This is a genomic window from Shewanella sp. DNRA4 (assembly GCF_012843185.1).
GTDB lineage: Bacteria > Pseudomonadota > Gammaproteobacteria > Enterobacterales > Shewanellaceae > Shewanella > Shewanella xiamenensis.
Genome location: NZ_JABAIP010000022.1, coordinates 30428 through 50737, shown reverse-complemented (window position 1 = coordinate 50737; position 20310 = coordinate 30428). Strand labels below are relative to the sequence as shown.

Annotated in this window: 17 protein-coding genes; 9 read left to right on the top strand and 8 right to left on the bottom strand. The window is 44.7% G+C overall.

Going from position 1 to position 20310, the window contains the following annotated elements:
- Positions 1-93 precede the first annotated feature (93 nt).
- Entirely contained in the window at positions 94-1563 is a 1470-nt protein-coding gene (locus HG547_RS19570) for an inorganic phosphate transporter (RefSeq protein WP_169548772.1), read from the top strand.
- Positions 1564-1584: 21 nt separating this feature from the next.
- Here HG547_RS19570 and HG547_RS19565 read toward each other — a convergent pair whose 3' ends face one another.
- On the bottom strand, positions 1585-2481 hold the full coding sequence (locus tag HG547_RS19565; protein ID WP_169548771.1) for a DUF72 domain-containing protein: 897 nt from the start codon (positions 2479-2481) through the stop codon (positions 1585-1587).
- A gap of 367 nt (positions 2482-2848) precedes the next feature.
- Between HG547_RS19565 and HG547_RS19560 the strand changes: the two genes are divergently transcribed.
- Positions 2849-4213 (top strand): diguanylate cyclase, encoded by a 1365-nt coding sequence (locus tag HG547_RS19560; RefSeq protein WP_037414912.1) that lies wholly within the window; start codon positions 2849-2851, stop codon positions 4211-4213.
- An 80-nt stretch (positions 4214-4293) separates the two neighbouring features.
- Here the strand turns inward: HG547_RS19560 and HG547_RS19555 are convergent, their stop codons facing one another.
- The gene (locus HG547_RS19555; protein ID WP_169548770.1) at positions 4294-6186 is read right to left on the bottom strand and encodes a methyl-accepting chemotaxis protein; all 1893 of its coding nucleotides are present in this window, start codon (positions 6184-6186) and stop codon (positions 4294-4296) included.
- A gap of 259 nt (positions 6187-6445) precedes the next feature.
- On the opposite strand from HG547_RS19555, the gene HG547_RS20870 reads away from it, so the two are divergent.
- A complete protein-coding gene (locus HG547_RS20870; protein ID WP_248278770.1) occupies positions 6446-7087 on the top strand; it encodes a hypothetical protein in 642 nt (213 codons plus the stop codon).
- On the top strand, positions 7015-7971 hold the full coding sequence (locus HG547_RS20865; RefSeq protein WP_248278769.1) for an EAL domain-containing protein: 957 nt from the start codon (positions 7015-7017) through the stop codon (positions 7969-7971). Before HG547_RS20870 ends, HG547_RS20865 begins: the two co-directional genes overlap by 73 nt.
- A gap of 54 nt (positions 7972-8025) precedes the next feature.
- On the opposite strand, the gene pepN is transcribed toward HG547_RS20865, so the two are convergent.
- The 6 genes from pepN to HG547_RS19520 form a co-directional block, all read right to left on the bottom strand.
- On the bottom strand, positions 8026-10659 hold the full coding sequence (gene pepN, locus HG547_RS19545) for an aminopeptidase N (RefSeq protein WP_169548769.1): 2634 nt from the start codon (positions 10657-10659) through the stop codon (positions 8026-8028).
- 240 nt (positions 10660-10899) lie between these two features.
- Entirely contained in the window at positions 10900-11493 is a 594-nt protein-coding gene (lpoB, locus tag HG547_RS19540; RefSeq protein WP_007645693.1) for a penicillin-binding protein activator LpoB, read from the bottom strand.
- Positions 11494-11560: 67 nt separating this feature from the next.
- The gene (locus HG547_RS19535; protein ID WP_047535444.1) at positions 11561-12961 is read right to left on the bottom strand and encodes a hypothetical protein; all 1401 of its coding nucleotides are present in this window, start codon (positions 12959-12961) and stop codon (positions 11561-11563) included.
- A complete protein-coding gene (gene def / locus HG547_RS19530) occupies positions 12958-13500 on the bottom strand; it encodes a peptide deformylase (protein WP_169548768.1) in 543 nt (180 codons plus the stop codon). Before def ends, HG547_RS19535 begins: the two co-directional genes overlap by 4 nt.
- Before the next feature lie 54 nt (positions 13501-13554).
- Positions 13555-13767, bottom strand: coding sequence for a SlyX family protein (locus tag HG547_RS19525; protein WP_037414894.1), 213 nt, complete (start codon positions 13765-13767; stop codon positions 13555-13557).
- Positions 13768-13776: 9 nt separating this feature from the next.
- Positions 13777-14727, bottom strand: coding sequence for a hypothetical protein (locus tag HG547_RS19520; protein ID WP_047535450.1), 951 nt, complete (start codon positions 14725-14727; stop codon positions 13777-13779).
- Positions 14728-14880: 153 nt separating this feature from the next.
- On the opposite strand from HG547_RS19520, the gene fkpA reads away from it, so the two are divergent.
- The 5 genes from fkpA (at position 14881) to HG547_RS19495 (ending at position 20264) form a co-directional block, all read left to right on the top strand.
- Positions 14881-15651, top strand: coding sequence for an FKBP-type peptidyl-prolyl cis-trans isomerase (gene fkpA / locus HG547_RS19515; protein WP_037426153.1), 771 nt, complete (start codon positions 14881-14883; stop codon positions 15649-15651).
- Positions 15652-16213: 562 nt separating this feature from the next.
- Positions 16214-18826: an extracellular exonuclease ExeM gene (exeM, locus tag HG547_RS19510; RefSeq protein ID WP_169548767.1), complete on the top strand. Its 2613-nt coding sequence runs from the start codon at positions 16214-16216 to the stop codon at positions 18824-18826.
- A gap of 144 nt (positions 18827-18970) precedes the next feature.
- A complete protein-coding gene (locus tag HG547_RS19505; RefSeq protein ID WP_169548766.1) occupies positions 18971-19426 on the top strand; it encodes a hypothetical protein in 456 nt (151 codons plus the stop codon).
- A gap of 108 nt (positions 19427-19534) precedes the next feature.
- Positions 19535-19972, top strand: a complete 438-nt coding sequence (locus HG547_RS19500) for a PaaI family thioesterase (RefSeq protein ID WP_037414875.1) — start codon at positions 19535-19537, stop codon at positions 19970-19972.
- A gap of 52 nt (positions 19973-20024) precedes the next feature.
- Positions 20025-20264, top strand: a complete 240-nt coding sequence (locus tag HG547_RS19495) for a YgjV family protein (protein ID WP_037414872.1) — start codon at positions 20025-20027, stop codon at positions 20262-20264.
- The last annotated feature ends 46 nt before the right edge of the window (positions 20265-20310 follow it).

The following is a 20310-nucleotide window of genomic DNA, read 5'->3' as shown; positions in this document are numbered from 1 at the left end:
TAATTCACTTTTTGAAAATCTAAATAATTTTTCACTGTCAAATACCCAACCTTGGGCGTAATCTGTGGCGTCCTCGTCATAGGTTCGCGATTTATGTTTGAGATATTTACCTCTATCGGCTTTGGTTGGTCGGTGGCTTTAGTGCTGGCAGTGTTATTTGTGTTGGCCTACGAATTTATCAATGGCTTCCACGATACCGCCAATGCTGTTGCGACGGTGATCTATACCAAAGCTATGCCTGCAAATTTAGCGGTGGTTTCATCAGCCCTTTTTAACTTTGCGGGAGTGTTACTTGGCGGACTTGGCGTAGCCTATGCCATAGTACATCTTCTTCCCGTTGACTCCTTGTTGGAGATGGACTCTACCCAAGGGCTGTTGATGGTGTTTTCGCTATTATTTTCCGCGATTATTTGGAATTTAGGCACCTGGTACTTTGGCATTCCAGCCTCTAGCTCCCATACCTTAATTGGTTCGATTATGGGGGTTGGTGGCGCATTTGCTTGGATACATCACCAGCCTATATTGCATGGTATTAATCTCACTAAAGCCACGCAAATCATGTTATCTCTGATTATTTCGCCCACCCTTGGTTTTGTGCTGGCTGGAGCACTGCTATTGCTGATGAAGTTCATGTGGCAAAAGCATAAGATCCACCGTACGCCCGATGAACAATTTCAGATTAATGGTAAACGCCATCCACCATTTTGGGCGCGCGTCAGCCTGATAGCTTCGGCCATGGGGGTGAGTTTTGCCCACGGCTCGAATGATGGGCAGAAAGGCATAGGTTTAGTGATGCTGGTGCTTATCTGTATGGCCCCAGCGTATTTTGCCCTCGATATGAGCAGCCAGTCCTATGATTTGGCAAGGACGCAGGATGCAAACCGGCGGATTATGGCTATTTATAGCCGCAATCAAGCGATAATTAGCGATTTAGTTGATGTAAAAGCGCAGCTTGAGGCGAGTGATGAGCTGTTGAGTCATTGTTCGGCACAGACCGTGTTACCCGCGATGTCGTTGCTTGATCGCCGTTTGGATAAGGCGAATAGTTTTCAAGATATGACGGTAGAAGAGCGCCGTGAAGTGCGTAGGTTGTTGCTGTGTATCGATGATACCGCTCGTAAAGTGTCTAAATTAGACTTACCAGCCAAGGAGTTAAGCTCTTTAGCTAAATGGCGTAAGGATTTGACTAAATCGACCGAATACGCGCCGCTTTGGGTGATCGTGGCGATTGCGACTGCCTTGGGTTGTGGCACGCTTGTGGGCTGGCGGCGAATTGTTTATACCGTGGGAGAAAAAATAGGCTCGTCTGGAATGACCTATAGCCAAGGTATTGCTGCGCAGGTGACGGCTGCGGCTTCGATCGGGATTGCCAGCGTCACGGGGATGCCGGTTTCAACGACGCATATTCTGTCTTCGGCGGTTGCGGGTACTATGGTTGCCAATCGCTCTGGGCTGCAAAGCCAAACCATTAAGCAAATTCTATTGGCATGGGTACTCACGCTGCCTATTACGATGTTCTTGTCGGCATTGGTCTTTATTCTCGCTAACTCAATTTGGGGCTAAGCTGAAGTTGATATGCAGCCTCTACCAAGAGAGTTGCATTTGCGCGGTAGGATCTGCCAATGGTGGTGTGTGTAACTTGATTGTTGGTAAGCAAATCTCAGCGGCGATTTGCTGCTGTAACTGCTGATATAAACGAACTGCGAGCTCTGGAGCCGTTTGATTGTCGGGTGTATGGATAAAAAGATAGGGTTCTCGACCTTCTTTAATCCAGAGGGGAAGTTGCTGTAACCAATTTTTGAAAAAGCTATCGTTGTTTTTGATCTGTAACTTATCGTTATTGGCGGCTAAGGCTTCGATAGTGCCATCGGTTTGTCCGATAAAGCGAACCACTGGTGCATTTGCAGTTGCGATAGCATGTACGGGCAATTGTGGTTTTTTCTTATGGGCATCAATAATTGCTTCGCTAGCGGGCGGTAGGGCAAACAAGGGCCGACTGTCCATAATGATGCGATTTACCTGTTTATCCATCAGCAAGCGGTTTAGTGCTCGCTCAGCCTCGCCCTTCGCAAAAAAGGCTAAATGCCGTACTTCAACGCCATAGGTCAAGCCTTGGGGAAGCATTTCTAAAAAATGCGCCAAGGTTGTTAGTTGCTCCGGGCCAAAGTAGGCGGGAAGTTGGATCTTCCATAGCCCAGTTTTTTCAGCCAAGGGCGACATCACCCGAAAGAATTCCATTAGTTCCTGCTGACAATGTTGCAGCTGTCTTTGATGGGTGATGAGCTGCGGTAGTTTAAAGGTAAAGCGAAAGTCATCTGGTGTTGCGCTGTGCCAGTTCATCACTGTTTGTGTATTTGGCGTGGCGTAAAAACTGGTATTTCCTTCTACAGTGTTAAAAATGGTTGCGTAGCGGGCTAGGCGATCGGCTTGCTTAGTTGTTGCACCATAAACACTGCTTTGCCAATGCTGATGAGACCACATTGCAAGCCCTAGGCGAAAATGATTTGCTTGGTGTGAAGGTGACTTAAGCGCCGTCAAAATAACTCCAGATATAACCAACTAAATTTGAATTGGCTATTGTGCTCAAAGAGTTTTATCTCAGTCAAATACTAAGCATCTTGCGGATGCTGTTATTGGGTTAAGCTAATGTCCAATCCGGCTTTATGTATGGAATGTTGTAATAGTGGAACTGCCATGCTAATTAACCTACTCTAATAGTATGATATTATGTACTATTAACCTTAATCATCGAGTATTCGCGCGTTGGTTCTATACAGGGATGCAAAGCTTAGCTGCAATAGTCAGTTAGCTATTCTCGTTTTGTCTGCAGGCGTGGTGGGAGAGTCGTGTGAAAAACGAAGGTTATACTTCACTTGGTCGCTTTATTGATTTGCTATTAGATGCCATCTGTGTGGTGGATAAATCGGGGCGATTTGAATTTGTGAGTGCGGGTGCTGAACGTATTTTTGGTTACACGCCAGATGAAATGATTGGTATGCAGATGTTGGATTTGGTTTTACCAGAAGACCGTGAACGTACGCTTGCTGCGGCCAATGAAATTATGACAGATCACTATAAAATCGATTTTGAAAATCGTTATATACGCAAAGATGGCAGCATAGTGGATATTCTGTGGTCAGCCCGCTGGTCTGATGAATATCAACAACGCGTTGCGGTGGCTCGCGATATTACCAAAAATAAAAATGCTGAGCGTCGGCAAGCCGCGTTATACGAGATTTCTGAGGCGGTTCATGTGGCCGAGGATTTGTTATCCCTCTATAGTCATATCCACCAGATCATTGCAAAACTTTTACCCGCAGAAAATTTTGCTATCGCGCTTTATGACCAAGATTCAAATCAATTAGATTTTCCTTACCAGTTATCGGTGTCCGAGCAAAATATCGCATATATCAGTAATGCTAATTATTTTGCTGAGCAGATCATTCAAACGGGACAATCCTTACTCTTTTGTCCCATGTCGAATACGCTTTCATCGCCATTAGCAGTAACTTTTAAAGATTGCTGGCTCGGCGTGCCGTTGAGATTGCACAAAGGGGTGATTGGCGCGTTGATCATGCATAGCAACCCAGGTTCGAGAAGCTATACTACACAGGATTGTGAATTGGTGGAGTTTGTCTCGACTCAAATTGCGTTCGCCATCGAACGTCGTCAAATGTTGGCTCGCTTAGAGCAGATAGCACTCTACGACCAGTTGACTCATCTACCCAACAGAGAGTTATTTTACGATAGGTTTCAGAAGGCTTTATCTCGAGCGCATCGAGAGTCGAGTTATTTCTCTTTACTTTATCTAGACTTAGATAAATTTAAATGGGTTAACGATACCTACGGACATAGTGTGGGAGATTTGTTGTTACAAATTACCGCGCAGCGGCTTCTTAGCTGCGTGAGAGTTTCTGATACGGTCGCGCGTTTTGGTGGCGATGAATTTGTTATCTTACTGGAGCGAGTTGATTCTGCACACAATACCTTGCTCGTTGCTCAAAAAGTGCTGGATATATTGAATCAGCCTTTTGAACTTGTAGAGCAGCAAATTCATATTTTTCCAAGTATTGGTGTCGCTTTGTATCCTGAGCATGGTAAAGATGAACAGCAACTTATTTCCTGCGCCGATGCTGCCATGTATAAGGCTAAAAAGAATGGTGGTAATCGTATTGAGTTGGGGTATCAAGGTTTGAAGGGAAAGCACTTATAGGCCAGTGTTAAGACTCTAACTAAAACCCGCTGTAACGAAAATCGCTACAGCGGGCGTTTATATCAATGCAACAAGTGTATTTATAGTTTAAAACGTGACACTTCCTGTTGCAGTGAGGCGGCTAAGTGAGCCAACTCCTGTGACTGCACCATCGCACTTTGGGCCTCAATAGAGAGGTTTTCTGAGACTTCACGAATTGATTCGGTATTGCGATTAATTTCGCTAGTCACAGAGGTTTGTTCCTCTGCGGCCGTTGCAATTTGGCTTGCCATATCAGATATCTCATTAATTGCTTTGCTTATCTGCAGCAGGCTCTCACTGGCTGAGTTAGCATCAGCCACACTCGTTTCTGCCATATCATGGCTTTGAGTCATGGATTTTACGGCTTTGCCAGCTGTTTGTTGCAAGGTTTCAATCATTGCCTGAATTTCTTGGGTTGATGAGTGAGTGCGTTGCGATAATACGCGAACTTCATCGGCAACCACGGCGAAACCGCGACCTTGCTCACCTGCGCGAGCGGCTTCAATGGCTGCGTTTAACGCAAGCAAGTTGGTTTGTTCTGCAATCCCACTGATCGTTAATAGAATGCTATTAATTTTTTGTGAGTGCTCATTCAGCTCGCTGATAATACGTCCTGCGGTATCAACCTCATTTGCTAAGTTACGAATAGATTGCTGACTTTGCATCACTTGTTTTTGACCATGATTCGAGAGGCTCACGGCATTTTGCGCTGTTTGCGCTGTATGTTCGGCGTTGCTGGCAATCTCTTCTGTGGCGCTGGCCATTTCGGTGACTGCAGTGGCGACCATCGTCACTTCGTCCTGCTGAACCGCAATGCGTTGGCTGTTATCTGCCGCAGACGCACTGCTGCCCTTAGCTTGGTATTCAAGTTGGCCCGCAATATTGTGCATTCTTGAAATCATGCCGTGTAGACGTTCGACAAAGCGGTTAAAACCTGAGGCTAAGATCCCAATTTCATCATGGCTGTTTGCGGTATGAATTCTCACCGTCAGATCGCCATCGCCCTCTGCGATATCATTTAGTGCCAAAGCAACTCGTTCTAAGTCTTTGAATTGCATTTTGAAGATTGCGACTAATACTAAACCAAACATTACCAGTAACCCAGCGCCTACGGCGGACATCCACCAAGCGAGCGTAGTCGCTTGCGACATGATTTCTTGTTTGTTCATCACAAATATTAACGCCCAGTCGGTCGACGGAACGGTCGCTACATAGACTAACTGGGTCTCACCATCTAATTCACGCTCTTCCATAGTATTGGCATTGGCGCGTTGTGATAGCCAGGTGGGGGTAAAATCAGAGTCAATAGTAGTAAGTTGTTGATTATTTAACTTACTATTGGGGTGACTAATAATTAGTCCTGTGTTGTCAACCATCAGGGTGTAGCCATTACCGGGGACTTCAAGCCGCTGTACCGCATCGGTGAGTTGGTCAATGGTAAGGTTTGCCGCGGCGACACCGAAGAGTTGGCCCGCAACCATCACTGGCTCAGCGATAGTCACAACTTGTTTTTTAAGGGTGGCGCTGACATAGGGAGCAGTCATAACCATGCTATTAGCGGCTTTGGCATCCATATACCAAGGGCGGACACGTGGGTCATAGTTTGCGGTATTGAGCGCTGGATCTTGGCGGTACATGTTGCCTTGCTCATCACCAAAATAGGTGAGTGCAAACCCCATTGCATTATGTGCTTGTAATAAATAAGGGGTAATTTGTACACTCGGGTCAGCCTCTATGGTCTTTTTAAGGCTTGTAATGGCTGTTTTTCTATCTTTCATCCACAGTCCAATACCTTCGGCAAAAGTATTCGCTAGTTGATCAATCTCACCTTGGGTATTGCCTATAGCATGATTTCTAATGACGTAGCTTGAAATACTAACCAGTACTGCAACAGTGATGAATACGGCTAAGAGACTACTAAAAAGTAGGCGAGTTTTAAGTGTTGAACGCATATTCTATTCCTTTAAATTCCGCTAGCAACCTAACGTTAATAAAGTATAGCGGCTGAAATAGCTAAAGCATTAATGGTTGATCATTCAGATTTGATAAAGTTGTGGCAGCGAACCGTATTTTGTTTTGTATAAGTATTTCAACAGTTGCTTATATCATGGTGAACTTGTTTTATTGCACAGTTTTGAAAGACTTTTTAGCATAGTATTCCTTAAGTGTCATAAGCAAGTACACCCAAACATAAGTAAGAGAGTAATATAGATGAAATGGAATTTTCCTCGCTGGTGCTTTAATCCTTGGTTACATTCATGCTTAATCTTTCTTTTACCAATACTTTTAGCGAGTACAATTTATCCTTGGTTGACGGCCTATAGCATAGAAAAAAAGTTTAATCGTGATTTTGATGAAATAACACTTACTTTTGCAAATGGTGTTGATGATTTTAAGCAAAAAAATATTGAACGGGCATTTGCTAAATTATCTTTTACCTGCAATGAAGATGATATTGCGTTACTCAATAGTCAATCCTTGAGCCCAGCAATGGTTCGTTTTATCCAGCTAGAACTTGCCGATGGTAAAAAATGCTCCAATATCGGTCCGCCAGTCAATTATCATCTTGACCGATCTCGAAGTTTATTTGTTGGCTCACAACAGGTCGATATTGCGACAACGGTCGCGGCCACCGATCGTGCTCGTAGTCTTGCCTATGCTTTTCATTTAGGTGAGCAGAAGTTAGTCGTGCTGACTAATAGCTCTGTTTATAACGAAACCCTATCTAACCTTTGCCACGGTTGTTATCAATTACTCATCAGTTATCAAGGGCTTTCCCCATGGTTAGGGGGACAGAAAATCTTGATGAAAACCAAAGCGTTATCAAGGAATCTCGTTATATTAAAACGTTAGATGTCACCTTAACCTTAAAGGCGGGTGATGATCTCTACTGGCAAGAAGCTTATCGCATTGGTGTCGTACTCTTTATTGCAGCGTTAATTGCAGCATTTTTAGCTGTGATTTTTTATTGGAACTGGCAATCTGCCCGGGTGTCGCTTGGTATGTTGCTGCAAAAAGGAATGAGTCGAAAAGAATTTATTCCCTATTATCAGCCCATTATCGATTGCCGTTCAGGCAACGTTGTTGGGCAGGAGATGCTGGTACGTTGGCGTCGATTTGATGGTGTATTAGTCCAGCCCAATCAATTTATTCCCTATGCTGAGGATTCGGGGCTCATATTACCGATCACCGATTTATTGCTAGATCAGGTGTATCGCGATTTAGCTCAACTAAAAGGCTGGGTAAGCATCAATATTGTTGCGCAGCACTTAGAGTCTGGCTTGCTGAGTCAATGGTTCTCTTTAAACCGAGATCCCATGGTTAAGCGGATTGCATTTGAGCTGACGGAGCGCAAACCTATCACTCAATTTGAGCTAGCCTTAGCTGAAATAAAAGCCGTTTTACCATTGTGCCATGACTTTAAACTGGATGACTTTGGTACGGGTTTTGGCGGTTTTAGCTATTTACAGCGACTTGGAATTAATAGTATCAAAATTGATAAGATGTTTATCGATACCATTGGTACGAAAGATCTTAAAGGTGCGGTGCTCGATGCCATTATTGCCTTTGGACACGAGTCGAATATGGAGATGATTGCCGAAGGCGTGGAAACCCAAGAACAGGTAGATTATTTAGCGGCTAAAGGGGTGTATCAACATCAGGGCTATTTTTATTCTAAGCCACTACCATTGAAAGAGTTATTACATTTTTATCTACAGGTTTCCCATGTAAGGTAAAGATCAAGGCAAAAAGAAGAGGCTCATCAGAGCCTCTTCTTTTTCAACTCATTATCAGTGGGTCATTTTATTTTTGATTAGCACGCAACGCTGCTCTGCTTGACGCGTTTCTAATAAAGTACGACGGCTAAGATTAGATAAGCCTGTTTGGCTGTCTAATACTTTATCCAAGGCGGTAATACTATTGTAATTACAGTCGGTTGGGATCAGGTTACGGCTGTAGCTACGCATAAACACTGGGCCCTTTTTGTCCATATCGGCTAAGTTTGCGAGGCGCTCTTCGGCGGTGGCTGCGCTTAAGAGTTTTTGCTCAGCAGGATAAAGGTTTTCCATGATGATGCGCTGTTTAGCAAACGGTAGGGCATCGGCGTGGACTTTACTCAACCAGCGACGTTTTGCGGCAGCTTCAGGACGGATCACTTGAGCAGCTAATGCTGCTTTTTCCCCAGAATCTGAGTTATCGCGTGCTATTTCCCGTGTTATACGTTGCTGCGCATTCGGGAAGTCGTAGCGATTAAGCTGGATTATGATAGCCCAGCGCAGATCTTGATCTAAAGTTAGCCCTTTGATTTTAGTTGTGCCGTCTAGCAATTGCGCTAAATGACGTAAACTGTCACGATCGCTGGCTAATTGGATATAGGCATCGAACCAGCGGCGCTGGAAGTCATTGTCCCCTCGACTCTCCATGGTCTTACGAAGGCTCATTTGCGCTAAGCCTTTGACTGCATTTTCAGCATAGTTTTGCTGAATAGGCGCGATCTGCGCGAGGTATTCTTTACTGCGTAGCAAGCTAGAAATAATTTGGCCGACCACAGTGTAGTCATTCTCCGCTGGGGCGTTGACGAATACTGTGCTGAGGTATTGATCTAAACTCAGGTTGCCCTCACGTACACTGTCCCACAAGCTTTGCCATAACATTGAGCGCAATAGCGGATCTGTAACTCGGCTTAACTGTTGCTTGGCGGTATCGAAGGATTTTTCATCGAGTTGCACCTTCACAAAGCCCCAATCATCATAGTTGGGGTAAACCAGATCGGGGCAACGCTCACCGACTAATAGTTTCACCTCGGTACGCTCGCCCTTGTAGGTTACTGGTACTGTGGTCTCATGCCTTAAATCGAAACGTCCTTTAGTAAACAGTGCAATTTGGACTTTTTGCTCCCTCAGTGTCGGTAGTTCGCTGCTAGCGGGATATTGCAATAGGCTAAATTCGCTAATGCGGTTACCGTCGCAGCGGTATTCGGCTTTAATGGTGTTTACCCCAGCGCTGTATAGCCATTCCTGTGTCCATGCGCTTAAGTCTCTGCCCGCAGCTTTAGCGAGGCTATTGATAAAGTCATCCAGCTCGGCATTTTGGTAGCTGTATTGTTTGAGGTAGTTGCTCACGCCGCGGCGGAACACCAGATCACCAAGTAAATGGCGTAGCTGCTTGAGCGTCGAGGCGCCTTTTTGATAGGTAATAGCATCGATATTGTCGAAGGCATTTTGGGTGGTCGCTACAGGCACTTCAATCGGATGGGTAGTGACTAAGCTGTCTTGCTCATAGGCGCGCTGTTTGCCTTGAGCATAAAAACTGCGCCAAGCATTCGTAAATTCTGTGGCTTCTTGGGTCGCGAGTGTACCCATAAAAGAAGCAAAACTTTCGTTTAACCACAGGCCATTCCACCACTTCATCGTGACCAAATCGCCAAACCACTGGTGGGCCATTTCGTGCATAATAACACCCGCCAAGCTTTGTTTTTGCTCGGCGGTCATTTCTGCTTTGTGGAGGAAATGATCTTCGGCAAAGGTCACTGCTGCTGCGTTTTCCATTGCGCCATAGAGAAAGTCTGGCACGAGGATTTGGTCGTATTTTTTAAAGGGATAAGGAATACCAAAATAGGCATCAAAGAAGGTTAACCCCTGTTTTGTATAGGTAAACCAGTCCTGTGGGGGCACTTGGTGAGCAACGGATTGTCGTGCAAATAATCGCATAGGATAACGGCCGGAATTATCCTGCCACATATGGTACGGGCCAGCATGCATAGAGAAATTGTAAGGGCTTAACTTAGGCGTTTCAGGAAACTCCCAACGATTAATGGTCCCCGCAGGTGTGACAGAGGACTCGCGCATGGTACTGATCACTTGCCAATCCTTCGGCGCGGTCACACTGATTTTGTAATTGGCTTTTAAATCGGGTTGATCAAATACTGCAAACATCTGTTGCGCAGCGGCAGGCTCAAAGTGAGAGTAGAGGTAGACCTTGCCATCGACGGGATCTTGGAAGCGATGCAAGCCTTCGCCATTAGTGCTGTGCGCTCGGGTAAATTGCACTTCAACCGTGTTATCACCCGAGGTCAGTAAGCGGGTGTTTAAGCTGATATAGGCACCATTGTAATTGGGGTAAATGGCGGTTCCGTTAATCAAAAAACGCTTAATTTGTGCTTTGCTTAGATCCAAGCTCAGTTGCTTAGGAACCTCGCTAAGATTGAAGTGGATCTTCGTTGTTGCGCTGAATTGCGTGTCGCCCGTCAGTTGAAAATCCAACTCATAATGCACATCCGATATTACCTGTGAACGTAGGCTTGCCTGATACTGGCTGATATAGGGACTGGCGTCCCTTGGCCCTGTATTTAAAGGACTTTTAACGGCGCACGACATTAATGCAGAGCAGGTGAGGGCGACTAGGCTAGCTTTAAACAAATTCACTACTTAAATCCTTCAACGATTTACTTTATTTGTGGCGTAGATGCGGCGTCGTGGGTCAAGAGTCGGCCTGATTGTGTCGCGAACTCTTCTCCATACAAAAGCGGCATCATTGCTTAGTGTTTTGGGCGAGTACACTACCTTATTTAGCATGGATAACCAATGTTAAAAATGTAAAAAAAGCCAGCAAAAATGCTGGCTTTTTTTGGATGTTTCGGCATTAGCCTATTACTTTGAGCGGGATTACATGCCCAAGAAAGACTTAGATTTGGTCTTACGGATTTCTTTTTCGTCAGACCATTCGATAAGACCTGTTTCTAAGTCCATTAGACGCATAGTCATTTTGTAGTAAACGTCTTTGGTGCTGCCATCTTGCTTAACGATGCTAGATAGGTTGCCATACAGCATGTACTGGGCACCGATTTGACGACCAAACTTGATGGCGGTTGATGGGTCAACCATACCGGTATTGTTTTGGTAATCCAGTTGCTTACGAACTGAATCGACTTTAGTCATGTCGATGAAACGGAACTTGCCTGAGCGCAATAATTTGTTGCTGATAGAGTCGGTTACTGACTCAGTATCAATATGCTCAGAGGTTTTGTTTTTGATGCTATCGACAAACAAAATTGGGCGGTTGTTCGCTGTCATGGCCACAATCGGTGGGAAAGTCATCATGCTATCAACCATTTTAGCGGCAATGGCTTGCAGATCCGTTGAGCCAAAGTTTTCGTTAACGGTTTCAACCTCTGTGGCATCACCATACTCTACTTTAGATTGACATGCAGCCAGACCCATCACGGCAGCCAGCACAAAAATCAGTTTAAATTGTTTCATAGTCAGTTCCATTTTGTGATTGTAAAAACTTAATGACACTCGTTTTATTCAAACATTCACCGCTCGGTTAAATGATTATTGAATAAATTCGGGTGTAATTACCAGTATCAATTGCCCAGACCAAGGTGGTCTTGCCTGCGGCAACGTCAATTTTGGCCGGTGGTGCTTTATCCAATTGCAGTGTGTATTCGCCAGGATTGAGATAACGCCTGCCAATTTGTGCCTGTTTCGGCAGTGTTAACCAACTACGGCGATCCGCCTGTTCGGTAACAACGTTAAAAATCTGCATAGCAATACTGCCAATATCGGCGGCATTATTGCCGGGTTTACCACTTTTTTCGACTTGATAAGCCATTTCCGATTTGGCATAAACCCTTGCAACTTGGCGGACTAAGGTTCCGGGTAAATCTTCTTTCAAGGCGGTAATCGCTAAGGCATCAATATTGGCGATAGGTTCAGTTTTAAGCACTGTGCCTAAGCCCTGCACTTGAGTCTCTGGCACATAGCTATTGTTTGGCCCATAGGTCGCTAGAGACACGGTTTGCCAGTTGCCATGGATAGTGAAGGGCACTGTGAGCGCTTGTTTTTCGGGGACAAAGCCCTTTTCGACCATCAACACTACTTGGCCTTCACCTGCTTTTGGGAGCTTGGCATCGCCCCAGCGCTTTTTAAACTCATCGTATTGCGGCATGCCGAGTTGTTTGGCAAGGCGGACTAAATCCTGTTGCAGATACGTGTTATCAGGAGTGATTTGGGCTGCTTTACGGTAATCGATAAAGGCATCGTTTGGTTCACCAAGCACTTCGTGTAGTACGCCCGTCGTGTAATAGCTATAAGCATTTAGGAAGGAGCTGGTGACAGTGCCTGCCGCTTGCCCAAGTTTATTCACTTCGGCATCGATCGTACCATTAGCCATAGCTTGTACCGATTTTTGCGATTTTTGATAGCGTTCTTGCTCTGAACTTTGCAATTCGTTACTACGACGAACTTCCACTAGCGCGCCTTGATAGTCGCCGCTGAATAGGTAATTGAGCGCCTGATATTGGTGCAGCATAATGCGCTCAAAGCCCGGGCCGCGGTAGGGAATCGCATTGTCATTTAACACTAAGCTTGTCGCCGTCGCGCCGATATCGCTGGCGCTAATCTTGGCTTTATCATCAAAGGCGGTGTAGGCCGCCACCGCTTGCTCGTAGTATTTTTTACTGCTGGCAAAATCCCCCGCAACTTGAGCGATGCGCCCCGCTTCTTGAGCGTAAAGCAAACCGTCATTGCCTTGGATATTACTGGCTAATTTGTCGATATCCGCCATGGGCGTCGCGGTATTGAGATCTTGTTTGATTGGCGCGATTTGTGCCGGATAATTGATAAAAATACTGTTATAGGCACAGCCGCTCGAACCTAAGATGGCGGTGAGCATCAATGTGCTGATGGTGGGTCTGATAAAAGAGTGAATGAAGGTGGTGTTCATGCCTGTGGGTTACCTTCTTGTGCCATTAGTGTTTGCTGTGGCATTTGTGAACGCTCAAGCAAAGTGATCCCTTGAAGATGATCGAATTCATGTTGGAAAATACGTGCAATAAAACCCGTTAATTCGGCGTGTTGCCACTGTCCCGCTAGGTTTTGATAGCGCACAACTATACTGTGGTGACGCCAAATGGTAAACCGTTGTCCTGGGACAGATAAACAGCCTTCCTCACCTTTTTCGAGTTGTAAAGATGCCAACTCGATGTGTGGATTAACCACTACAACGGGCTCCATTAGCGGTGCATCGGGGTAACGCTCGTTTGGCCGTGATGCCATGATAAATAGCGCTAGCGGGCTGTGCACTTGTGGGGCAGCGATACCGACGCCTTTTGCCTCTACCATGCTTGCCACCATTTGCGATGCTAACTGACTGAGCGTTTCATCAAAGTCGCGTACTTCAATTGCCCGTTGTTTTAAAATGGCTTCCCCTACCAGGGCAATCGGTAGCGGCTGACAGGAGTGTTGTATCTCATTTTTAAACATCGCATTCCCTGGATATTTAGTCTTCATCGTTTGGCTGACGATTTTAGTTCGTTATTAATAATGGGGTGGCGGCGTTTCTTCAGCTTGGGTAGCAATATTGCTCGGCTCCATTGCCTGCAACTTGCCAACTAATAACTGGATCTGGTGCTGTTGATGGGCCACGAGTCGATTCAGCTTAATCACCTCTTGGTTTAATTCTTCGACAGTGAGTTCTTGAAAAGCTAATTTAGTTTGCAGCTCTTCAATTTGTTGTTGTACACCTTGCATGGCTAACCTCTATTGTTGCCAAGTCTCAACTAAGCCTTGGCTACTGATACTAACGACTTTATTGGTATCTCGAATTGCCACAGAGTATACAACGGCTCCTCGGTTTTGGCTGTTTTTCGTCAACGCAATTTGCCATTGTGCAATTGGTTTACCCGAACTGCGTTGCCAGAGTATGACTTCGCGGGCGGGAGTTCCCGTTAATAACTGCTTGTCTTGCTCAGTAAAACGTACTGCTGAAAAGGTCATTTGGCGACGATTAATTGCTAATTGATTTAAAAGTTTACCGGTTGAGTTGTCCCAAATTTTTGCTTCATTCGTACTGCCATTGGTAAAGCTTAAACTGCCACTGTCGTTCAGTGCCACCTTAGTCACCCGGCTACCAAGATCCCAAGTGTGGATTGGTTGTCCGGTTTGTGCCTGCCATAAAATGGCCTGCATATCATTTGACCCTGTGAGTGCGATGCGACCATCCGCCGACAGTGCAACCGTATTGACGCGTTCTTTATGGCCTAAGAATTTAATCAGTGCCGTTTTTGCCGCATTTAGAGACATTACACTGCCATCGTTTAAACCAATAAGCAAAACCCCATTGTTGGCTACCGCAACACTTTCTCCCGATGCGGGCAGTGACCACCAACCTACGGATTTTCCGTCGGCTATTGTCCATAGGGCAACTGAATCGCGGCTTAACGATGCGGCGAACTCACCATTAGGTGAAATGGCTGTGCTGGCTACGCCTGTATTAAGGTCGCCATGCACCCATTGGTATTTAAGGGTGTGCTGGGTTAAGTCCCAACATTGGACTCCTTGATTCTGAGTTGCGACAATTGCGAGAGTGCCATCACTCGAGAGACTTGCACTGTAAGAAGGGTCTTTTGAGAGCACGCGAATATCTTCGGCTTTAGGATAGCAAGCCGTCAAAAAAATCGTGCAAATTACCAGCAGTAGGGTTTTCTTCATGAACTTGCTCCTAAAGTTGGTGTCTCTAACTCGGTAGAGTGAAATTAATCACAGTTAACCCATAAAGAATCTAGTTGGTATAACCCAGATAACTAGTATAAAGTTGTCGCGCTTAGGTTATTGTAACCGCTTGAGGATGCTGAGGAAGCTTTAATGAAATCGATTTATAAATTATCGTTAGTTGCATTGGCTGTTATTGGCCTATCTGCTTGTAATCAAGAAGAAAAAGCAACAAATGCAAGCACAAATGTTGAATTAACGACAGAAGCACAAAAAGAAGCCTACAGTGTGGGTGCTTCAATCGGTCGTTATATGTCTGGTCATATTAAAGAGCAAGAAGAATTAGGCCTACCAGTTGACCGCACGCTGATCGTGACAGGTTTTACTAATGGTTTGAATGATCAGCTGAAGTTAACTGAAGAAGAAATGCAAACCATTCTTCAAAGTTTAGACAAAAAATTAAACGACAAGCGTACAGAACAAGCTAAAGCCATTGCGGCGAAAAATCTCGAGGATAGCAAAAAGTTCCTTGAAGAAAACAAAGCTAAGCCAGGCGTAGTCACAACTGAATCGGGCTTGCAATACGAAGTACTCACTCCTGGTTCAGGTGAAAAGCCAGCGGCTGAAGACACGGTTGAAGTAGATTACGTAGGTACTCTGATTGATGGCAAAGAGTTTGATAGCTCTTACAAACGTGGTGAAACGGCTAAATTTCCATTGAACCGTGTTATTCCTGGTTGGACCGAAGGCGTACAGTTAATGCCTGTTGGTGCTAAGTACAAGTTTGTTATCCCTGCAAACTTAGCTTACGGTGAACGTGATACTGGAACGATTCCACCAAACTCAACGCTGATTTTTGAAGTTGAGTTGAAATCAATTGAGAAAGCACAAGCTACACCTGCTGCTGAACCCGCTAAGAAGTAATTTTTAGTTACAGTATGCTTTTATAAAAATACCGCCTTTTGGCGGTATTTTTTTATGCTGTTAAATCCTACTTTTGTTTTAATTCATTAGCAAACCGAGTTATAACAGGCTATTTAGCTTTATTAGTGTTTTATTTTGTTATTTGAATAACAAGGTATTGCCGTATCAATATGTCATTATTTTAGAACGATGGAGACTGATTAAGTTTTAAATGAATAACGCATATTTAAAGCAACAAATTTAATACGCTTATTCAGAATGGCATGTTTAAAAATATCATAAAAATATCATATTTTTTTTGCGATTATTATTTGTTCACTTAGGTTAACTAGGGGGACTGGATGTCTTTTTCTTACTTATTGTTTTATCGCTGTTTAATAATTTTGTGTTACGGCACTGTTCTGAATGTAAGACAATTTACTCTGTAAAATTACATTTCCATCAATATGTTATGCATGCATAGTGAGATCTTGCCCCCTTTTTTTAGCCCTACAAGTCTGGAATAATCCGCCCGCACGTTAATAAAAATTAGCGGCAATATTATAATAATGGGGTTGTTGATATGGAAAATGTTAATAAGTTGACGGCTATTTCTTTAGCTGTAGCCGCGGCGTTGCCTATGATGGCAAGTGCTGATGTCATAATCACTGAGTATGTTGAAGGTAGCTCTAATAACAAAGCTATCGAATTGTATAACAGCGGTGATGCGGCAATTGATCTCACAGGTTATAAGCTCGTTCGTTATAAAGATGGCGCAACAGATGCGTCAGATATGCAAGTATTAGATGGCCAGAGCATTGCGCCTAAAGCCACTAAAGTGATTCTCAATTCAAGCGGTGTTATTACCCTGCCACAAGGCGTCGATAGTTTTTCTGGTAGCTTAAGCTTTAACGGTGGTGATGCTGTCGCTTTGGTTAAAGATGGCGCCGTGGTTGATATTATTGGTGATGTGCCAACGCCAGTCGGTTGGGGACTCGATGTTACCCTTAAGCGTAAACTAGACTCATTAGTCGCAAATACCGTCTTTAATGCTGCCCAGTGGGAACAATTACCTAAAGATACTTTCACTGGTCTTGGTTCTCTGAATACGCCAACCGCACCAGAAACACCTGTATTTAGTTGCAGTGGCGCGAAAATTGTTCCTATTTATCAAGTACAAGGTGCTGGCGAATCTAGCCCTTATGTTCCTCAAGGTGCATTTGAGTCTGAAAGTGAAGTGACGGTTCGCGGGGTGGTGACTGCCCGTGGCGAGAGTTTGTTCAAAGGTTTTTATTTGCAAGAAGTGAAGGGTGATAACTCGCCATATACTTCCGATGGTGTATTTGTCTTTTTAGGTGAAACACCGCCAGCAGCGATACAACCTGGGGTTGAAATCTGTGTTCAGGGTAAGGTCAAGGAATACTTCGGTCTAACCCAAATTGATATTAAAACCGATAAAAAATTTGAAGTGGGCGCGAAGGGGGAAGTTCCTGTCGCAGCGCCTTTCTATGTTGCCGAGGGAGAAACATTAGCGCAGGCTTTAGAGCGTTATGAAGGCATGAACGTGCTATTAGATGCGGGCAGTGATCTGAAGATCAGCCGCACCTTTAGCTTCGACTATGCGGGCAAGCGTAATAACATGTTGGTGTCTTACAAAGAACCCTTGATGAAGCCAACCCAGTTATACCCAGCGCTTTCTCCAGAGGCAACGGCATTAGTTAAATCTAACCTAGAAAATCAGCTGTTTATCGAATCCGATTACAAACCTGCTGATGGTGTAATTCCTTACTTCCCTGACTTTAATGCTGAAACAGGTTATATCCGCGTCGGTGATCAATTGACCAATCTGCAAGGGGTGATTGGTTATAGCTACGGGGCTTACCGTTTAGTGGCTACGAACACTATTACTGCTGGCGATTTTATCCGCGGCGATGATAGAACAGATGCACCAAGTGTGGCGACTAAAGGTGATATCCGTGTGGCCAGCTTTAACGTACTGAACTTCTTCAATGATGTTGTGGGTGGTGATACTAACCCATCGGGTGGCAACCGCGGCGCATTGACCGAAGAAGAAATGCTGTTACAACGAGCGAAAATCGTTAGTGCCATTACTGCCATGAATGCCGATATCGTTGGCTTGATGGAAATTGCTAACAACGGTTTTGGCGAAAAGAGCGCGATTAAGAACTTAGTCGATGCCTTAAACGAGAAGCAAACTGCTGAAAATGCTTACAGCTATATTGAAATTGCCGATGAAGATAAATACGACGGTAAGTACTTCGGTAGCGATGCGATTACCGTTGGTATGCTATACCGTGCGGGTAAAGTAAGCCTTGCAGGTGCTGCTCGTACTATTGATACCCCAGAGCAACATGCGAGTGCAGGCAGTGTGACTCGTATGAAAGAGGGTAAGACTGAGACTAACCCAGGTAACGATGCTTACCAACGCCACAGCTTAGCGCAAACCTTTAAGATCCATAATGAAAATCTAACCGTTGTTGTTAACCATCTTAAATCAAAAGGCTCAGGCTGTTTGGAGGATTGGGTTAACTTCGAAGAGTCTGTTGATCCTGCGGATCAACAGGGTAAGTGTAATGCTTTCCGCGTGTCAGCAGCTAAAGTGATCGGTGAAGCGTTGAAAGACGTAAAAGGCGATTTACTGGTTATCGGTGATATGAATGCCTACGGTATGGAAGATCCTATCCGTGTATTGACCGACTACGATGCGAGCAAGTCTGATCGTGCAATCATGACCGCCTCTTGGACAACCTTAAATGGCAAAGTGTTTGAACGCCAAGGCAGCAAGATTGAGAAAGGTTATGGTCTTATCAATCTCAATACTAAAGCTCACGGTACTGGCACTTACTCATACAGCTACAATGGTGAGTTAGGCAACCTAGACCATGCCTTGGCAAACACAAGTCTCGCCAAGCGTTTAGTGGATATTGAAGATTGGCATATCAACTCTGTGGAGTCTACCCTGTTCGAATACGGCAAAAAATTCTCAGGTAATCTCGTAAAATCTGAAAATGCGTTTTCTGCTTCAGACCATGATCCTGTGATAGTTGCATTAAGCTATCCAGCGCCTGTTGAGCCACCAAAACCTGAGCCAAAGCCTAAGGATGATGGTGGTGCGCTAGGTTACTTAGGCTTAGCCTTGTTATCACTATTTGGATTACAACGCCGTCGCCGTTAAATACGTGTTAATACGCTCACAACTTATTTTGTGAGCTAAACTCAGAGCTAAGGGATGGTTTTACCATCCCTTTTTATTGAGCTGGTTTTATCGTGTTTTCATCGTATTTCATGGGAATGAGTCTTGAGCCCAACGGAGAAAAAGATGGTTGTGAGTGCACCCCTGCATTCCATTGGTGTTACTAAGGCGCCATTGTGGTTTTACGTTATCGCAGTCGTTAGTTTGCTTTGGAACATCATGGGATTATTGGCCTTTGTTATCCAAATGACCATGACACCTGAAGCGATGACGCAGATGAGTCCTGATCAGATTAAGCTCTATGAATCTACACCCGCTTGGCTCGACTTTGTGTTTGGTTTTGCGGTGGTTTCTGGCGTTATCGGTTGCCTGTTGTTACTCATTAAAAAAGCCTTCTTTTATAAAGTGTTGCTCGCGTCACTGGTCGCGGTATTGGTGCAGATGGGTTATGTATTTGGGATTCAGCAGGCGGCAGCGGTATTGGGCACTGATGCTCTTGTGATGCCAAGTGTAGTGATCCTTTGGGGGATTTTCTTAGTTTGGTTTAGCCGTTTGGCTGTCACAAAACATTGGTTAACTTAGTCGTAGCGTTTCCTTGCCGTACAGAACTGGTTAAGCGATACCTTATGTGTTGAACTTCAGTCACTTCTTAGTAAACTGCTAGCTGGTTTTCTTTACTAGGATGTTGAAATGAGTATTTGGTTTAGACCGGTAAGCTTAGAGGATTGTGCCCGTTTAGATGCTGGTATGGGGGGCAAAGGCACCTTGATGCAGACCCTAGGGATTGAGATCAGCGAGATTGGCGATGACTATATGAAGGCGACTATGCCTGCCACGCCCGCCGTACATAATCCCTTAGGCATTGTCCATGGGGGCGCGAACGTTGCCTTAGCGGAAACGGTTGCCAGTTATGCGGCAAACTTTGCGGTGGATTTCGAGCAATATTATTGTGTTGGACAAGAGATTAACGCCAACCATTTACGTGCTTCACGTAATGGCGTGCTAACCGCAACGGCAAAACCCATTCATCTGGGGAAACGCAGCTCGGTATGGGAAATCTTAATCCATAATAGTGCAGGGGAGTTGACCTGTATCTCACGGATGACAGCAGCGGTAGTTAAACGCTAATGCAGATTAACCAACCTGTTTCAATGTATAAATCGATAAATAAGGTTTTAATATGGATAGTGCAATGATTTGGGAATGGGTTGGTTATTTGGCGTCTGTGGTAGTAGCTATCTCTTTGATGATGTCAAACATCAAGAAGTTACGTTGGTTGAATTTGCTTGGGGCGGCACTGTTTGTTGCTTATGGGATGGCGATACAGGCTTATCCTGTTGCAGCGGTTAACTTTTTTATTGTACTCATCGATGCTTATTATCTTGTTGTTATCTACCGTGAGCAGCTAAGCCAAAAGTAAGTTTGGAGGTTGGTTTCGATGCAAGTCCTAACCAATCTGCTTATTT

Bases quoted from the DNA above. Each gene is read 5' to 3' on its own strand.
- fkpA (WP_037426153.1), top strand. From the start codon at position 14,881: ATGAAATCGATTTATAAATTATCGTTAGTTGCATTGGCTGTTATTGGC.
- HG547_RS20870 (WP_248278770.1), top strand. From the start codon at position 6,446: ATGAAATGGAATTTTCCTCGCTGGTGCTTTAATCCTTGGTTACATTCA.
- HG547_RS19505 (WP_169548766.1), top strand. From the start codon at position 18,971: ATGGTTGTGAGTGCACCCCTGCATTCCATTGGTGTTACTAAGGCGCCA.
- lpoB (WP_007645693.1), bottom strand. From the start codon at position 11,493: ATGAAACAATTTAAACTGATTTTTGTGCTGGCTGCCGTGATGGGTCTG.
- HG547_RS19535 (WP_047535444.1), bottom strand. From the start codon at position 12,961: ATGAACACCACCTTCATTCACTCTTTTATCAGACCCACCATCAGCACA.
- def (WP_169548768.1), bottom strand. From the start codon at position 13,500: ATGTTTAAAAATGAGATACAACACTCCTGTCAGCCGCTACCGATTGCC.
- HG547_RS19555 (WP_169548770.1), bottom strand. From the start codon at position 6,186: ATGCGTTCAACACTTAAAACTCGCCTACTTTTTAGTAGTCTCTTAGCC.
- exeM (WP_169548767.1), top strand. From the start codon at position 16,214: ATGGAAAATGTTAATAAGTTGACGGCTATTTCTTTAGCTGTAGCCGCG.
- HG547_RS19520 (WP_047535450.1), bottom strand. From the start codon at position 14,727: ATGAAGAAAACCCTACTGCTGGTAATTTGCACGATTTTTTTGACGGCT.
- HG547_RS19525 (WP_037414894.1), bottom strand. From the start codon at position 13,767: ATGCAAGGTGTACAACAACAAATTGAAGAGCTGCAAACTAAATTAGCT.
- HG547_RS19495 (WP_037414872.1), top strand. From the start codon at position 20,025: ATGGATAGTGCAATGATTTGGGAATGGGTTGGTTATTTGGCGTCTGTG.
- HG547_RS19570 (WP_169548772.1), top strand. From the start codon at position 94: ATGTTTGAGATATTTACCTCTATCGGCTTTGGTTGGTCGGTGGCTTTA.
- HG547_RS19500 (WP_037414875.1), top strand. From the start codon at position 19,535: ATGAGTATTTGGTTTAGACCGGTAAGCTTAGAGGATTGTGCCCGTTTA.
- HG547_RS19565 (WP_169548771.1), bottom strand. From the start codon at position 2,481: ATGTGGTCTCATCAGCATTGGCAAAGCAGTGTTTATGGTGCAACAACT.
- HG547_RS20865 (WP_248278769.1), top strand. From the start codon at position 7,015: ATGGTTAGGGGGACAGAAAATCTTGATGAAAACCAAAGCGTTATCAAG.